Origin of the sequence: Cellulosimicrobium cellulans (assembly GCF_042723955.1) — a bacterium.
GTDB classification, from domain to species: Bacteria; Actinomycetota; Actinomycetes; order Actinomycetales; family Cellulomonadaceae; genus Cellulosimicrobium; species Cellulosimicrobium cellulans_H.
In genome coordinates this window covers 1-15,564 of record NZ_JBHXIC010000095.1, presented here as the reverse complement: position 1 = coordinate 15,564, position 15,564 = coordinate 1, and the positions used below count along the sequence as shown (strand labels likewise).

Below are 15,564 nucleotides of genomic sequence, written 5' to 3'. Positions count from 1 at the left end.
GCTCCCCCCCCCCCCCGCGGCGCGCCGCGCGGGCCCCCGGGCGGGCTGCCGCCCCCCCCCCGGGCGCCCCCCCCCCCCGCCCGGCCCCCCGGCGGGCCCCCCCCCCGGGTGGGGGGGGGCCCCGTCCGTCATGAGTGCTCGGGGCGCGGCGACCGATCAGCCGTCGCCGTTGCCTCCTCCGCCGCCCCCGCCGTTGTTGCCTCCGCCGCCGTTGTCGCCGCCGGTCGACGGACCGGGGCCGGACGAGACGATGAGCGAGACCTCCGTGCCGACCTCGACCTCGGTGCCGCCACCAGGGTCGGAGCCGATGACGACGCCGGCCGGCCACTGGTCGGACTCCTGGTTCTGCTGCGTCCCGGGGTTGAGTCCCGCACCTCCGAGCGCGTCCGTCGCCTGATCCAGGGTCATGCCGACGAGGTTGTTCGGGACGTTCGTGGTCTCCGGCTCCTCGGCCTTCGGGATCGCGACGTCGATGGTGACCTCCGAGCCCTGCGGGACGCTGCCGGCGTTGGGGCGCTGCGCGACGACCTGGCCCTCCGGCTCGTCCGACTCGACCTCGTTCACGACCGGCTTGAGGCCGAGGTCGGTGATCTTCTGCTCGGCGCTCTGGCGCTGGTCGCCCACGAGCTCGGGCAGGGCGACGAGGCCGGACGAGACGAAGAGCGTGACGGTCGAGCCGCCGGCGACGGACTGCCCTGCCGCCGGCTCGGTACGCGTCGCCGCGTCCTTCGGGACGTCCTTCGAATCCTCGGAACCGCCCGACGTGACCGTCAGCCCCTGTCCTTCGAGGATCTGGCGCGCCTCGTCCTGGGTCTTGCCCTTGACGTCCTGGATCACCACGGCGTCGGGCCCGGCGGAGAAGAAGGCCGTGACGGTCGAGCCGAGGTCGGCCTCGGTGCCGCCCGCGGGATCCGTCTTCGTGAACGTCCCCTCGGCCTCGGCCGACTCCTGGTCGATCGCCTGGGCGTACTCGAAGCCGGCGTCGGTGATCCTCTGCTCGGCCTCCTCGGGCGTCACACCTGCCGAGAGCGTCGGGACGGTGCCCGTCGTCGGCTCCTCCTCGCCCTGGCTGTTGATGACGAGCATCGTGATGATCGCGGCGAGGGCCAGCACGCCGATCGCGATGAGGGTCCACATGAGGCCCTTGCGGCTCTTGGGCTCCTCCTCGTCCTCCCCCGGGACCTCCTCGCCGGGCGGGACGGCGGGGGCCACGCTCGTCGCCCACGGGTTCGGGGCGGCGGCCGCGGGGGCCATGACCTGCGTCGCGGACTCGACCATCGTCGGCTGGAGGTCGGCGGCCGAGGCCGCGGCGCCGAGGCCCGCCGCCGCGGCGGCGACCCCGAGCGCGGGGGCCGTGATCGCCCCGCCGCGCACGGCGTTCTCCAGGTCGGCGCGGAACTCCGCCGCGTTCGAGTAGCGGGCCGTGCGGTCCTTGGCGAGCGCCTTGAGCGTGATGCGGTCGAGGACCTCGGGCACGTCGGGGGCGACGGCGCTCGGCGTCGCCGGGGCCTCGCGCACGTGCTGGTAGGCCACCGCGACGGGCGAGTCGCCGATGAACGGCGGGCGACCGGTGAGCAGCTCGTAGAGCAGGCAGCCGGTGGAGTACAGGTCGGAGCGCGCGTCGACCGTCTCGCCGCGCGCCTGCTCCGGCGAGAGGTACTGGGCGGTGCCGATGACGGCCTGGGTCTGCGTCATCGTCGCGGCCGAGTCCGCCATGGCGCGGGCGATGCCGAAGTCCATGACCTTGACGGCGCCCGTGGGCGTGATCATGACGTTCGCGGGCTTGATGTCGCGGTGCACGATGCCGGCGTGGTGCGAGTACTCGAGCGCCGCGAGCACGCCCGCGGTGATCTCGACCGCCTCGTCGATGGGGACGGCCTGGCCGTCGCGGAGGATGTCGCGGACGGTGTGCCCCTCGACGTACTCCATGACGATGAACGGGACGTGCACCGAGTTGCCGGTGGCGTCCGCGTGGACGTCCTCGCCCGTGTCGTACACCGCGACGATGGCCGGGTGGTTGAGGGACGCCGCCGCCTGGGCCTCGCGGCGGAAGCGCGCGAGGAAGGTCGGGTCACGGGCGAGGTCGGACCGCAGGATCTTGATCGCGACGGTGCGACCGAGGCGGTTGTCGTGCCCGATGTGCACCTCGGCCATGCCACCACGGCCGATGAGCTCACCGACCTGGTAGCGCCCGGCAAGCACTCGGGGAGCGTTGTCCACCACTCATTCGTCCTTCGGTGTCGTCGGAGCCGCGGGCGCGTCCGCGCGCGGCACATCTGGCGCAATCATCCCACTGGAGGGCATCCGGGAAAGCCGGGAACACAACGATGTCGTCACGATGTCACCCGTCCGGAGGGTGCCAGGGAGTCCGGCGCGGCGGCGTCGGTGACCGTCTCGACGACGGTCGCGGGAGCGGCGTCGGCGTCGCCCCCGTCTCGGTCGCCCAGGGAGGCGATCGTCGCGACGACCAGCACGAGGAGCAGTCCCAGCAGCGCGACCAGGGGCCACGTGAGGCCGTTCGGCAGCCCGCCGAGGCGTCGCCCCGTCGTCGTGGACGTGCGGCGGCCGGTGGACGACCGTGACGGGGCCGCCTGCGACTGACGTCGGGCCTCGGCCCGCGTGGCCGGCGCCGCCGACGGGGTGCTCGCGGCCGAGCCGGCGCCCGGTCGGGTGCCGCCGCGAGCGGGCTGCGGGCGTCGGGACGAGCGGGTGCCGCCGTGCATCTCGCGGCGCGGCGGGTAGGCGCGGGGACCGGCAGGGTCCTCGCCCGCCGGCGCGGGGACGGGGCGCTCCCACGGCAGGGCGGGCCCGGGGGCGGGCGGCGTCTCGGACGGCGGAGCGGTCGCCTGACCGCGGGGCTCGGCGTCGCTCTCGGCGAGGTGGCCACCCGCGGGTTCGGCGGCGTGAGCGCCTGGTCGGACCTCCGGGGCGATCCACGGCGTCGCGGGGTCGACCGGGTGCGGGTCGCGCACCGCGGCCGGGATGACGAGCGGCGTGATGACGGGAGCGGGGTCCGGCTCGGGTGCCGGAGGGGCGTCGTCCTCCGCCGCGCGCGCGCGGCGGCCGCGCCGGGTGTTGGCGGCCGCGCCGGCACGGGCGGACCACGGGTCGGCCGCGAGGCGCGCCTGGATCTCCTCGAAGACCCGCGCGAGGGCGTCGGCCGGGTGCGGCCGCGCCAGCGGGTCCTTGGCGAGCATGACCATGACGAGCTCGGAGAGCTCCGGGTCGACCGACGACGGGAGCGGCGGCACGGGCTCGTTGACGTGCGCGACCGCGATGTCGACCGGGGTGGACCCCGTGAACGGCCGGTTCCCGACGATCGACTCGTACGCGACGATGCCCAGCGCGTAGATGTCCGACGCCCCCGTGGCCGCCTGCCCGACGGCCTGCTCGGGCGACAGGTACTGGGCGGTGCCCATCACCATGCCCGTCGCGGTCATCGGGACCTGGTTCGCCGCGAGCGAGACACCGAAGTCGGTGATCTTCACCGTTCCGGAGCGGTCGATGAGGATGTTGCCCGGCTTGACGTCGCGGTGCACGACGCCCGACAGGTGCGCCGCGTGGAGGGCGCGCGCCGTCTGGGCGAGGATCGGCAGGAGCCGCGCGGGCGGCAGCACGGGCTCGCGTTCCAGCAGGTCCGCCATGGGCTCGCCCACGACGAGCTCCATGACGAGGTACCCGGAGCCGCTGGTCTCGCCGTAGTCGTACATCTGGGCGATGTTGGGGTGCGAGAGCGCGGCGCTGTTGCGAGCCTCGGTCCGCAGCCGGTTGAGGAAGTCCTCGTTGCCCGCGTACTCGGTCCGCAGGACCTTGACGGCCACCTCGCGCCCGAGCGCGTCGTCGGCCGCGACCCACACCTCGCCCATGCCGCCGACGGCGATGCGCCGCACCAGGCGGTAGCGGTTGCCGAGCGTCAGCCCCCTCACGGGCTTCATCCGTTCAACACCGCCTCCATGACGGCGCGCGCGATCGGCGCGGCGATCGCGCCGCCGGTCGCCTCGTTGCCCAGCGAGCCGCCGTTCTCGACGATGACCGCGACCGCGACCTGCGGGTCGTCGGCGGGAGCGAAGCTCGTGAACCACGCGTGCGGCGCGGCCTCGCCACCGGTCTCGGCGGTCCCGGTCTTGCCCGCGACCTGCACGCCCGGGATCTGAGCCGCCTTCCCGGAGCCGTTCTCGACGACCCCGAGCATCATCTGCGTGAGCTGGTCGGCGGTCGACGGCGACACCGACGTCCGCAGGCGGCGCGGCTCGGACTGGCGGACGACGTCGAGGTCGGGGTTGCGGATGGTCTCGACCGTGTACGGGGCCATCTGCACGCCGTCGTTCGCGATCGCGGCGGCGACCATCGCCATCTGGAGCGGCGTGACCTTGACCTCGCCCTGCCCGATGCCCGCGCGCGCGATCCCGGCCGCGTCCGCGCCCGGGGTGCCCTCGGCGGGGAACTGGCTGGGCGTGACGTCCATCGGGATCTCGAGCGGGGCGTCGAAGCCGAAGTCCTCGGCCTGGTCCCGCATCGCGTCCTCGCCCAGCGTCATGGCGAGGTCACCGAACGCGGTGTTGCAGGAGATGCGGAGCGCGTCCGCGAGGGTCATCTCGCCCATCGGCGAGCAGCGCGACCCGCCGAAGTTCTTCATCGTCTGCGTCGACTGCGGGTACGGGAGCTCGTCCGGTGCGGGGATCACGGTCTCGGCCGTGTACTGCCCGCTCTCGAGCGCCGCGGCCGAGGTGACGATCTTGAACGTCGAGCCCGGCGGGTACGTGTTGCCGCGGATGGCCCGGTTCGACATCGGGTTGCCGTCGGCGTTGAGCAGCTCCTGGTAGCGCTCGCGCGCGAGGGCGGTGTCGTGCGTCGCGAGCTCGTTGGGGTCGTAGCTCGGCTTGGACACGAGCGCCAGGACGCGGCCGGTCTTCGGCTCGATCGCCACGACGGCGCCGCGCTGGTCGCCCAGGGCGTCCCAGGCGGCCTGCTGCGCCGCGGGGTTGATCGTCAGCTCGACGGACGCGCCCTGGGGCTGCTTGCCGGTGAACAGCGCGCTGAGGCGGTCGAGCCACAGCGAGCTCGCCTCGCCGTTGAGGTAGTCGTTCTCCTTGTCCTCGATCTCCGTGCGCCCGTTGGTGAGCGAGAGGAACCCGGAGACGGGCGCGTACAGCGGCCCGTTCGCGTACTGGCGCTGGAAGCCGAACGCGTCGTCCACCGGGGTCGAGGACGCGATCGCGTCGCCCGCGACGACGATCGGGCCGCGGAACTTGTTGTACTCGCGGTAGATGGTGCGGGCGTTGCGCGAGTCGTTGTTCAGCGAGTCCGCCTGGACGAACTGGATGTACGTCGTCGACACCATGAGCGCGAGGAACATGACGAGGACGACCGTCGCGACGCGACGCAGGGGGACGTTCACCGGGCTCCTCCCCAGGGGTCGGTCTCCGGGTGGGTGCCGTCGGGACCGGGGCGCCGCACGACCTCCGTGCGGAGCTCGTCGGGGTGGGCGGAGGTCTCGCCCGTCTGCCCGACGGCGGGCTGCACGCCCGTCGTCGCGCGCGTCGGACCGGTGGGCGGCCCGACGGCGGCGGGCGCGCCGACCGTGGTGGGTGCGTCGTCGGGCCGCGCGCCGACGGCGGGGGCTCCGCCGCCGACGACCTCGACCGGGTCGGAGTCGGGGCGCGTGCGCGCCCCGCCGGGCGCCACCTGCCCGCGCACGGGCAGGGACGAGGGTCGGCGCGCGTCGTCGGAGATGCGCAGCAGCAGGCCCACGACCAGCCAGTTCGCGAGGAGCGACGACCCACCCTGCGCGACGAACGGCATGGTGAGGCCCGTGAGCGGGATGATCCGGGTGATCCCCCCGACGACGACGAAGAGCTGCCACGCCATGACGAACGCGAGACCGCCCGCGAGCAGCTTGCCGAAGCCGTCGCGGACCCCGATCGCGGTGCGCAGGCCGCGCTCGACCAGGATGAGGTAGGCGAGCAGGATGCCGATCAGGCCTGTGAGCCCGAGCTCCTCGCCGAGCGAGGCGTAGATGAAGTCGGAGAACGCGTACGGGACCGTGCGCGGGTAGCCGGCACCCCAGCCGGTGCCGAACAGCCCGCCGTTGCCCAGGGAGAACAGGCCGCCCACGAGCTGGCCCGAGCCGCCGGGGCTGCGGCCGAAGATCTCGGCGTCGAACGGGTGGAGCCACACGTCGACGCGCGCCTGCACGTGCCCGAACGTCGATGCCGCGAGGACCGCGCCGACCGCGATGAGGATCAGACCGATGACGACCCAGCTCACGCGCTCGGTCGCGATGTACAGCATCGCGACGAACAGGCCGAAGAAGAGGAGCGACGTGCCGAGGTCGCGCTCGAACACGAGGATCGCGAGCGAGACGAGCCAGACGATGATGATCGGCCCGAGGTCGCGCAGACGCGGGAGCTGGAGCCCGAGCACCTTGGGCCCGGCGAGCGCGAGCGTGTCGCGGTTCGTCACGAGGTAGCCCGCGAAGAAGATCGCGAACGCGATCTTCGCGAACTCCGCGGGCTGGAGCGAGAAGCCGAAGACGTTGATCCAGATCTGCGCGCCGTTGATGCGCGTGCCCAGCCCCGGGACGAGCGGCAGCGCGACGAGCACGATGCCCGCGATCATCGCGGTGTACGTGTAGCGCCGCAGGGTCCGGTGGTCGCGCAGGAACCAGATCACGGCGAACGCGCAGAGGATGCCGAGCGCGGTCCACTGGAGCTGGCGCGGCGCGAGGTCCTGGGTGCCGCCCGTGACCTGGGATCCGAGGTCGAGGCGGAAGATCATCGCGAGGCCGATGCCGTTGAGCGCGACCGCGATCGGCAGGATCACCGGGTCCGCGTACGGCGCCTTGAAGCGCAGCAGCAGGTGCGCGGCGCCCGCGAGCACCACGGTGCCGATGCTGTAGACGTAGAAGCGACCCGGGAGCTCGCCCGTGAGCTGGAGGCCCACGAGCGCGTACGCCCCGATGCCCAGCGCGAGCGCGAGGACGAGCAGACCGAGCTCCGCGCCCCGGCCGGGGCGCACCTCGGTGGTCTCCACCGTGGCCATCAGGCCCCCGAGCCGGCGCCGTCGGTGGGTGCCGGGGTCACGTCGGGCGCCCCGGCCTCCGGGGTCTCGGTCGCCCCCTCGGTGGGCGTCTCCGGGGTGTCGTCGGTCGTCGGCGCGTCGGTTGACTCGTCCGCTGCCTCGGCGACGAGGCGCTCCGCGCGCGCACGGGCGTCCTCGAGCGACTCCGCGGGGATCGTGGTCTCCAGGCGGTCGACGACGTAGCCCGGCAGGTCGGCGACGCGCGTCCCCGTGAGCTCGATCGGCGTGGACAGCGTCACCGGGCCTGCGTTCTCCGGGATGCCGCGGAACACGGCCACCTGGCCGTCGGCGACCCCGACGTAGTACTGCGTCTGCGTCCAGCGGTACCCCGCCCACCCGGCCACGCCGAGGCCGGCGACGACGAGGAGGATCGCGACGACCGTGACCCAGCGGCGCGGCGCACGGCCGGGCCGCACGTCGCCCTCGCCCTCCTCCGCGACGTCGCCCGGGGCCGCCTCGCCCTCCGCGGCCTCGGGCGCGCCGTCCGCGGCGGGCTCCTCGGTCGCGGCGGGGGCGTTCGCGCTGGCCATGAGGGCTGCCGCCCGCGCGGCGGGGCCGTCCGCGGCCGACGTCGGGGCGTCGCGGTCGATCGCCGCGGACCCGACGATCTGCGCTCCGGTGCCGGGCGCCGCGCCGTCGGGCAGGACGTCGAGGTCCAGGATGTCCGCGACCACGACGGTCACGTTGTCCGTGCTGCCGGCGCGCAGCGCGAGCTGGAGCAGGTGGTCGGCGCACTCGTCGACGTCGGGGGTGTCCGTGAGCGTCTGGGCGATCGTCTCCGGGCTGACGAAGCCCGAGAGCCCGTCGGAGCACAGGAGCCAGCGGTCGCCCGGCTTCGCCTCGCGCACCGACATGTCCGGCGTGAGGTCGATGTCGAAGTCGCCGAGCACCCGCATGACGACGTTGCGCTGTGGGTGCGTCTCCGCCTCGTCGGGCGAGATGCGGCCTGTGTCCACGAGGTGCTGCACGAACGTGTGGTCGGTCGTGACCTGGGTGAGCTCGCCGTCGCGCAGCAGGTACGCGCGCGAGTCGCCGAGGTGCGCCATCGCGAGCTTGTTGCCCGCCCGCAGGATCGCGGTGACGGTCGTACCCATCCCGACGAGCTCGGGGTCGGTCACGCTGCGGTCCACGAGGTCCTGGCGCGCGTGGTCGATCGAGCGCTCGAGCTCGGCGAGCGCGTCGTCCGGGCCGTGCGACTCGCCGTCGAGCGGCGCGAGCGCCGCGATGGCGATCGACGACGCGACGTCGCCCCCCGCGTGCCCGCCCATGCCGTCCGCGACGACCAGCAGGTGCGGGCCCGCGTAGCCGGAGTCCTGGTTGTTGGAGCGCACGAGCCCGACGTCGGAGCGCGCGGCGTAGCGCAGGGCGATGTTCACTGCGGGCTACCTCTGCAGCTCGACGACGGACTGACCGATCCGCACCCGTGTGCCCGGACCCAGCGGCGTCACCTGGCCGATGCGCTGGTCCTCGACGTAGGTGCCGTTGGTGGAGCCGAGGTCCTCGACGAACCAGGACCCGTGCTGCGGGAAGATGCGGGCGTGGCGCGACGAGGAGTAGTCGTCGTCGAGCACGAGCGTGCAGCTCGGGGCCCGGCCGATGAGGATCGACGACGTCGTGAGGGGGATCGTCGTGCCCGTCAGCGGGCCGGCGGTGACGACGAGCCGGGACGGTCCCGCCGGCGCGGCGGGGCGCGCGGGCTCCGGTGCCGCGGCAGGCGTCGGACCCGACGTCGGGCGCGCGGCCTGCGCGGCGCCCTTGCGGCCCCGGCGGGGCGTGATCTTGGTGCCGTACAGGTCCCGACGCAGCACCCCGATCGCGGAGAGCACGAACACCCAGAGCAGCACCAGGTAGCCCAGCCGCAGCAGGGTGAACGTGAGGTCGGTCATGCGGGCCGGATCACCACTCCTCGTTGTCGGACGCGCCGGTCCAGAACATGATGCGGGTACGACCGATCGTCAGGGAGTTGCCGTCCAGCAGCGTCGCGGCCGGCACCTGGTGGCCCTCGACGAACAGGCCGTTGGTCGACCCGAGGTCCGTCGCGATGACGCCCTCCGGCGTCACGCGAATCTCGAGATGGCGGCGCGAGACTCCCGGGTCGTCGACGACGATGTCGGCCTCCGAGCCGCGGCCGATGACCGTGACCGGGCCCGTGAGCAGGTAGCGCTGCCCGTCGATGTCGACGAGCGGGTGCCGCGTGCTCGGGGACGCGGACGTCGCGGGCGCGACGTTGCCGCGCACGCTGGCCGAGCGGAGCTGGAAGCGGCCGACGTCGAGCGTGTCGTTCTGCTCGAAGCTCACGCTCACCGGGCCGACGAAGGCGTAGTGCTGCGACGCCGCGTACTGCGTGACGTTCGACGCCAGCTCGTCGGCGAGCGTCTCCGCGCCCCACCCCTCGACCTGGCCGAAGTCGTCCACCGACAGCTCGATGGTGAACTCGTTGGGCACGACCGTGCGCTCGCGGTCCACGACGGCGGCGCGGTCGTCGACCTCGCGCCGCAGCGCGCTCGCGAGCTCGACGGGCTTGACCTCGCTGCGTCCGACCTTGGCGAAGGCGTTGTTCACCACGCGCTCGACGCCCTTCTCGAAGCGGTCCAGGACTCCCATGCCACCTCCTCCCTCGTGCTCGCTCGTGCTGCGGCTCGTGCCGCGGTCCTCGTCTGCGCCTCCCGGACGTGCTCCCGGCGGCCCCTGGTGCACACCTGCGTCCCGGGCAGACTACCTAGATCGTATCGATCACGTCTGCGACGGAGGCCCGATTCGTCGCACGATCTCCGGACGGATGTGGCGCGTTCGGGGCGGAGCGTGTGAACGTCGGGCGCGCAGCCGTCGGGGCACCTCCTCGGTGCGCGACGACCGGCGCGTGGCGGCCGTCACGTCCGGCCGCGCGGTTCCAGGCGTCCTCGTGCGCCGTGCTAGTCTTCTGCGGCACGCGCGAGTGGCGGAATGGCAGACGCGCTGGCTTCAGGTGCCAGTGTCCGAAAGGGCGTGGGGGTTCAAGTCCCCCCTCGCGCACGTGATGAGGGTTTCGACTTCTCGGTTGGAAGGCCTTCGGAAAGTCCCGGTCAGGATCACCCTGACCGGGACTTTCTGCGTTCGGGCCTGCGCTCAGCGCAGGCTGTGGAAGAACCCGCGGATGTCGTCGACCAGCAGGTCGGGCGCGTCGTGCGCCGCGAAGTGCGAACCGGTGTCGTAGACGTTCCACGACACGATGTTCTTGTGGTCCCGCTCGGCGAACGCACGGATCGAGTGGAAGTCCCAGGCGAAGTTGGCCAGCCCCAGCGGCACGGTGGTCGGCTCGGTCGGCTTGTCCGTGGCGTGGAAGTCCTCGTAGTAGAGACGCGCGGACGACGCCGCCGTGTTGGTGAGCCAGTAGATCGTCGTGTTCGTGAGCACGTAGTCGGGGTCGAGGTTCGGGCCGAGCAGCTGGGCGTTCCAGCCGAGCTGTCCGACCGGCGAGTCTGCGAGCGCGTGCGAGAGCGTCTGCGGGGCGGTCGACTGCAGCTTGTCGTACGCACCCCCGTTCTCCAGCCACCACCCCAGGAACTCGACGTTCTTCTGGTCCTCCGGCGACAGGTTCTCCAGCTCGGCCGGATCGCCGGACGGGAACGAGAAGACCTGGGTGACGTGCACCCCGATCACGTGCTCGGGGTCGCAGCGCCCGACCTCGGGCGAGATGAGGGAGCCGCCGTCGTTGCCGTGCGCGCCGTACCGCTCGTACCCGAGGCGGTGCATCAGCTCGGCCCACGCCTTCGCGATCCGGTACCGGCTCCAGCCCCGGTCGGTGGTGTGACCCGAGAAGCCGAATCCGGGCACCGACGGGATCACCAGGTGGAACGCGTCGGCCGGGTCGCCGCCGTGGGCCCGCGGGTCGCTCAGGCGGTCGATCACGTCCAGGTACTCGACGACCGTCGTCGGCCAGCCGTGCGTCAGCAGCAGGGGGGTCGCGTCGGGCTCGGGGGAACGGACGTGCATGAAGTGCACGTTCTGCCCGTCGATGGTGGTGGTGAACTGCGGGTACCGGTTGAGCCGCGCCTCCCAGGCGCGCCAGTCGTACTCCTCGCGCCAGCGCCGGACGAGACCCTGCAGGTACTCGAGCGACACGCCGTAGTCGGCGCCGCCGTCGGGCAGCTCGTTGGTCCAGCGCACGCGGGAGAGGCGCTGGTCGAGGTCGTCGAGGTCGGCCTGGGGGATGTCGATGCGGTACTCGGTGATGTCCATGGATCCCACTCTGGCGGCCCATCAGGAAGACTTGCTTCCTCATGGCGTGCGAATCTTGGGCCATGTTGGAGACCTCTGCGCGGCTCTTGCGCCTGCTCTCGCTCCTCCAGCTCCCGCGCGACTGGGCCGGTCCCGAGCTGGCCCAGCGGCTCGGGGTGAGCGGACGGACCGTGCGCGCCGACGTCCAGCGCCTGCGGGACCTCGGCTATCCGGTCGTGGCCACGCGCGGGAACGTGGGCGGCTACCGCCTCGGCGCGGGGGCGAACCTGCCGCCGCTGCTGCTCGACGACGACGAGGCGGTAGCGGTCACCGTCGGGCTCCGTACGGCGACGGGCGGCGCCATCGCGGGGATCGAGGAGGCGTCGCTCCGGGCGCTGGCCAAGCTGGAGCAGGTGCTGCCCTCGCGGCTCCGCCGGCGGGTCAGCACCCTGCAGACCTATACGGTGCCGGTGCCCCGCGACGACACGGGCCCGACCGTCGACACGGAGGTCCTGACGGCGCTCGCCGCCGTCTGCCGCGACCGCGAGCGGCTCCGGTTCGACTATGCGGACCACTCCGGCGCGGCCACCGTGCGCGCCGTCGAGCCGTACCGGCTGGTGAGCTGGGGCCGCCGCTGGTACCTCTTCGCGTGGGACCTCGACCGCGACGACTGGCGGACCTTCCGTGTCGACCGGGTGCGGCCGCGCATCCCTACCGGTCCGCGGTTCGCCCCGCGGGAGCTGCCCGACGACGTCGCGGCGTACGTGTCGAGCCGGGTCTCCGCCGCCGCCTGGCGATACCGGACGCGGGTCACCGTGCACGCCCCTGCCGAGGTGGTGGGCGAACGGATCAGCCCGGCGGTGGGCGTCGTCGAACGCGTCGACGAGCAGACGTGCGTGCTGGACACCGGAGCCGACACCGTGGAGACGCTCGGCGCGTACCTGGGACTGCTCGACGCGGACTTCGACGTCACCGGACCGCCGGAGCTCGTCGCACACCTCCGCTGTCTGACCGCGCGCTACGCGCGCTCGACCCCACCCGCACCCGACCGCTGAGCGCTCGCTCCTCGACGTCGAGCGGCGTGCTGCCGTGGTCCGCGTCGGCCCGGTGACTGCGAGCGGGTGCCTCCCGGCCCGGGGACCCGGCGACTCTCTTTCTCGACGTTGACCATGTCCTGGTCAAGGAAACCCCATGGTAGTCGGGCTTGCGCAACGGGAAACCGGTATCCTACGATCGAGAAACCGGTTACCGGGTTCTCTACCTCTTCCGAGCGCCTCGACGAGCTCTTCCGAGGCGGGCTGCCCGACGTCGTCGTCGGCCGCCGCGCAGGGCGCACGACCCAGCGCCCGCGCACCAGGACGAGGTCGACGCGTCGACCGACGCGAGCGCGGACCTGGAGCCGTGAGTCACCACGCTCTGCCCCCAGTTCGATGACGAAAGGTGAGGCACCACGATGAGACGACCCGTCGCACGACGACTGCTCGCGGCCACCGCCGCGACGGCCCTGGCCACCACGATGGGCGTGACGGCCCTGACCACGACCGCGAACGCGGCCGTGACCGGCAGCCCGACCGGCTACGCGACCCAGAACGGCGGGACGACCGGCGGCGCCGGCGGCCAGACCGTCCGCGCCACGACCGGCACCCAGATCCACACGGCGCTGTGCAACAGGGCCAGCGACGACACCCCGATCGTCATCGAGGTCGAGGGCACCATCAACCACGGCAACACGGCCAAGGTCTCGGGCGACAGCTGCAACACCGCGGCCGGCGTGATCGAGCTCAAGCAGGTCAGCAACGTGACGATCGTCGGCGTCGGCAACGGTGCGACCTTCGACCAGCTGGGCATCCACATCCGTGAGGCCAGCAACATCATCATCCAGAACGTCACCGTGAAGAACGTCAAGAAGTCCGGCTCGCCCACGTCGAACGGCGGCGACGCGATCGGCATGGAGAGCGGCGTCCGCAACGTGTGGGTGGACCACGTGACGCTCGAGGCGTCGGGCGGGGAGTCCGAGGGCTACGACGGCCTGTTCGACATGAAGGCGGGCGTCCAGTACGTGACGCTGTCCTACAGCATCCTGCGCAACTCCGGTCGCGGCGGCCTCATCGGCTCGAGCGAGAGCGACACGTCCAACGGCTTCGTGACGTTCCACCACAACAAGTACGAGAACCTCGACTCGCGCACGCCGCTGCTGCGCGGCGGGATCGCCCACATCTACAACAACCACTACGTGCACCTCAACGAGTCCGGGATCAACTCGCGGGCCGGGGCGAAGGCGAAGGTCGAGAACAACTACTTCGAGGACTCGAAGGACGTCCTCGGCACGTTCTACACCGACCAGAAGGGCACCTGGCAGGTCGCGGGGAACGTCCTCGACAACGTCACGTGGTCGAGCCCGAGCGGTGACATCCAGCCGGCCGGCCCGAACCTGACCTCCACGACGTCGGTCAGCATCCCCTACTCCTACACGCTCGACGGCGCGAGCTGCGTGCCGAACCTCGTGAACCAGACCGCGGGCGCGAACAAGGGCCTCAAGGTCTCGGACGGCTCGTGCACGCCGCAGACGCCGGACCCCGACCCGACCGACCCGACCGACCCGACGGACCCGGGCCCCGTCGACCCGACGGACCCGCCGGAGCCGACGGCGGAGACGATCTACGTCGCGCCGAACGGCAGCGCGAATGCGGCCGGCACGCTGTCCGCTCCGACGACGCTCCCCGTCGCGATCGAGCGCGTCGCCTCGGGCGGCGAGATCTTCCTGCGCGGCGGCACGTACAACCTGTCGTCGACCGTCACGATCGAGCCGGGCAACGACGGCACGTCGGGTGACCGCACCCTGCTGTCCGCGTACCCCGGCGAGCGGCCGGTGCTGAACTTCTCGGCGCAGGCCGAGAGCTCGGCGAACCGCGGTCTCGCGATCGGCGGCGACTGGTGGCACGTCTACGGCATCGTCGTCGAGCACGCGGGCGACAACGGCATCCTGCTCGGCGGCAGCAACAACGTCGTCGAGCGCGTCGTGACCCGCTACAACCACGACACCGGCCTGCAGCTCTCCCGTCTCGTGGCGGGCGCCCCGGCGAGCGAGTGGCCGTCGAACAACCTCGTCGTCAGCAGCGAGTCGCACGACAACGCGGACTCGGACGGCGAGGACGCGGACGGCTTCGCAGCCAAGCTCACGTCCGGCCCGGGGAACGTGTTCCGGAACACCGTGGCGCACAACAACATCGACGACGGCTGGGACCTGTACACGAAGTCCGACACCGGGCCCATCGGCGCAGTGACCATCGAGAGCTCGCTCGCCTACGAGAACGGCACTCTGTCCGACGGCGGCCAGGCCGGCAACGGCGACCGCAACGGGTACAAGCTCGGCGGCGAGGACATCAAGGTCGACCACGTCGTGCGCAACTCGTTCGCGGTGGACAACGGCAAGCACGGGTTCACGTACAACTCCAACCCCGGCTCGATCACGGTCAGCGGGAACGTCGCGGTCGGCAACGAGGAGCGCAACTTCAGCTTCGACGCCGGGACCCACCGCTTCAGCGGCAACGTGTCGTGCGACTCCGGCGCGAACGACAAGACGGTCGGCACGGACGCCGGCGGGAACTCGTTCTGGTCCGGCTCGAACGGGTCGGCCTGCTCCGCGTACGACGGCGAGCTCGGCTGGTCGTTCGCGGCGGACGGCTCGCTCCGGGTCACCTTCGGCGGCGAGCCGACGAACCCGACCGACCCCACCGACCCGACGGACCCCACGGACCCGACCGACCCGCCGTCGGGCACCAACCTGAGCATCGGCGCCGGCGCGGACGGCTCGAGCAAGGGCAGCGGGACGAGCTACGGGGCCGTGATCGACGGTGACACCGCGACCTACTGGTCCCCCTCCGGGTCGACGGGAACCGTCTCGGTCAAGTGGGGCACCGCGACGACCGTCGGTCGCGTCGTCGTCAAGGAGGCCACCGGCGGCGGCAGCATCGGGACGTGGCGGCTCGTGAACAACGACACGGGCGCCGTCCTCAAGACGGGCAGCGGCGCGGGGACGATCACGTTCACCGCGACGTCGCTCAAGAAGATCAACCTCGAGATCACCGGCGCGTCGGGCACTCCCCGCGTCGCCGAGCTCGAGACCTACGCCGGGTAGCCCGACCCTCCTCCGGGAGACCCGTGCACGACCCCCGGGGGGGCCCCCCCGGCCCCCCCCCCCGCGCCCCGCGCGCGCCCGCGCCCCCCCGCGCCGGCGGGGGGGCGGGCGGGCGGGCGGGGCGGCGGGGGGCGGGGCCCGCGCGCGCG

General features: G+C 72.7%; 10 protein-coding genes and 1 tRNA gene. 3 read left to right on the top strand and 8 right to left on the bottom strand.

From position 1 onward, the window contains the following. Nucleotides 1-156: 156 nt before the first annotated feature. The 7 genes from pknB to ACFWH7_RS18350 all read right to left on the bottom strand — a co-directional run bounded on the left by pknB (nucleotide 157) and on the right by ACFWH7_RS18350 (nucleotide 9,684). Complete coding sequence (gene pknB / locus ACFWH7_RS18380; RefSeq protein ID WP_378218670.1) at nucleotides 157-2,223, bottom strand: Stk1 family PASTA domain-containing Ser/Thr kinase; 2,067 nt, start codon at nucleotides 2,221-2,223, stop codon at nucleotides 157-159. Nucleotides 2,224-2,333: 110 nt separating this feature from the next. Beyond that, nucleotides 2,334-3,935 carry a serine/threonine-protein kinase gene (locus tag ACFWH7_RS18375; RefSeq protein ID WP_378218668.1) on the bottom strand — a complete coding sequence of 534 codons (1,602 nt, stop codon included), beginning with the start codon at nucleotides 3,933-3,935 and terminating at the stop codon, nucleotides 2,334-2,336. Beyond that, nucleotides 3,932-5,398 carry a peptidoglycan D,D-transpeptidase FtsI family protein gene (locus tag ACFWH7_RS18370; RefSeq protein WP_378218666.1) on the bottom strand — a complete coding sequence of 489 codons (1,467 nt, stop codon included), beginning with the start codon at nucleotides 5,396-5,398 and terminating at the stop codon, nucleotides 3,932-3,934. The genes ACFWH7_RS18375 and ACFWH7_RS18370 overlap by 4 nt, the downstream gene beginning before the upstream one ends. Continuing rightward, nucleotides 5,395-7,041, bottom strand: a complete 1,647-nt coding sequence (locus ACFWH7_RS18365) for an FtsW/RodA/SpoVE family cell cycle protein (protein ID WP_378218664.1) — start codon at nucleotides 7,039-7,041, stop codon at nucleotides 5,395-5,397. The genes ACFWH7_RS18370 and ACFWH7_RS18365 overlap by 4 nt, the downstream gene beginning before the upstream one ends. After that, a complete protein-coding gene (locus tag ACFWH7_RS18360) occupies nucleotides 7,041-8,456 on the bottom strand; it encodes a Stp1/IreP family PP2C-type Ser/Thr phosphatase (protein WP_378218662.1) in 1,416 nt (471 codons plus the stop codon). Before ACFWH7_RS18360 ends, ACFWH7_RS18365 begins: the two co-directional genes overlap by 1 nt. A 6-nt stretch (nucleotides 8,457-8,462) precedes the next feature. Beyond that, nucleotides 8,463-8,966: an FHA domain-containing protein FhaB/FipA gene (locus ACFWH7_RS18355; protein ID WP_375823218.1), complete on the bottom strand. Its 504-nt coding sequence runs from the start codon at nucleotides 8,964-8,966 to the stop codon at nucleotides 8,463-8,465. A 10-nt stretch (nucleotides 8,967-8,976) separates the two neighbouring features. Beyond that, on the bottom strand, nucleotides 8,977-9,684 hold the full coding sequence (locus tag ACFWH7_RS18350; protein WP_047230883.1) for an FhaA domain-containing protein: 708 nt from the start codon (nucleotides 9,682-9,684) through the stop codon (nucleotides 8,977-8,979). 325 nt (nucleotides 9,685-10,009) lie between these two features. Between ACFWH7_RS18350 and ACFWH7_RS18345 the strand changes: the two genes are divergently transcribed. Beyond that, nucleotides 10,010-10,092, top strand: a tRNA-Leu gene (locus tag ACFWH7_RS18345). A gap of 93 nt (nucleotides 10,093-10,185) precedes the next feature. Here the strand turns inward: ACFWH7_RS18345 and ACFWH7_RS18340 are convergent. Next, nucleotides 10,186-11,298: an epoxide hydrolase family protein gene (locus ACFWH7_RS18340; RefSeq protein ID WP_378218659.1), complete on the bottom strand. Its 1,113-nt coding sequence runs from the start codon at nucleotides 11,296-11,298 to the stop codon at nucleotides 10,186-10,188. Between the two features lie 62 nt (nucleotides 11,299-11,360). On the opposite strand from ACFWH7_RS18340, the gene ACFWH7_RS18335 reads away from it, so the two are divergent. Both ACFWH7_RS18335 and ACFWH7_RS18330 read left to right on the top strand, forming a co-directional pair. Then, on the top strand, nucleotides 11,361-12,332 hold the full coding sequence (locus tag ACFWH7_RS18335) for a helix-turn-helix transcriptional regulator (RefSeq protein ID WP_378218657.1): 972 nt from the start codon (nucleotides 11,361-11,363) through the stop codon (nucleotides 12,330-12,332). A gap of 398 nt (nucleotides 12,333-12,730) precedes the next feature. Further along, nucleotides 12,731-15,415: a pectate lyase family protein gene (locus ACFWH7_RS18330; protein ID WP_378218655.1), complete on the top strand. Its 2,685-nt coding sequence runs from the start codon at nucleotides 12,731-12,733 to the stop codon at nucleotides 15,413-15,415. The last annotated feature ends 149 nt before the right edge of the window (nucleotides 15,416-15,564 follow it).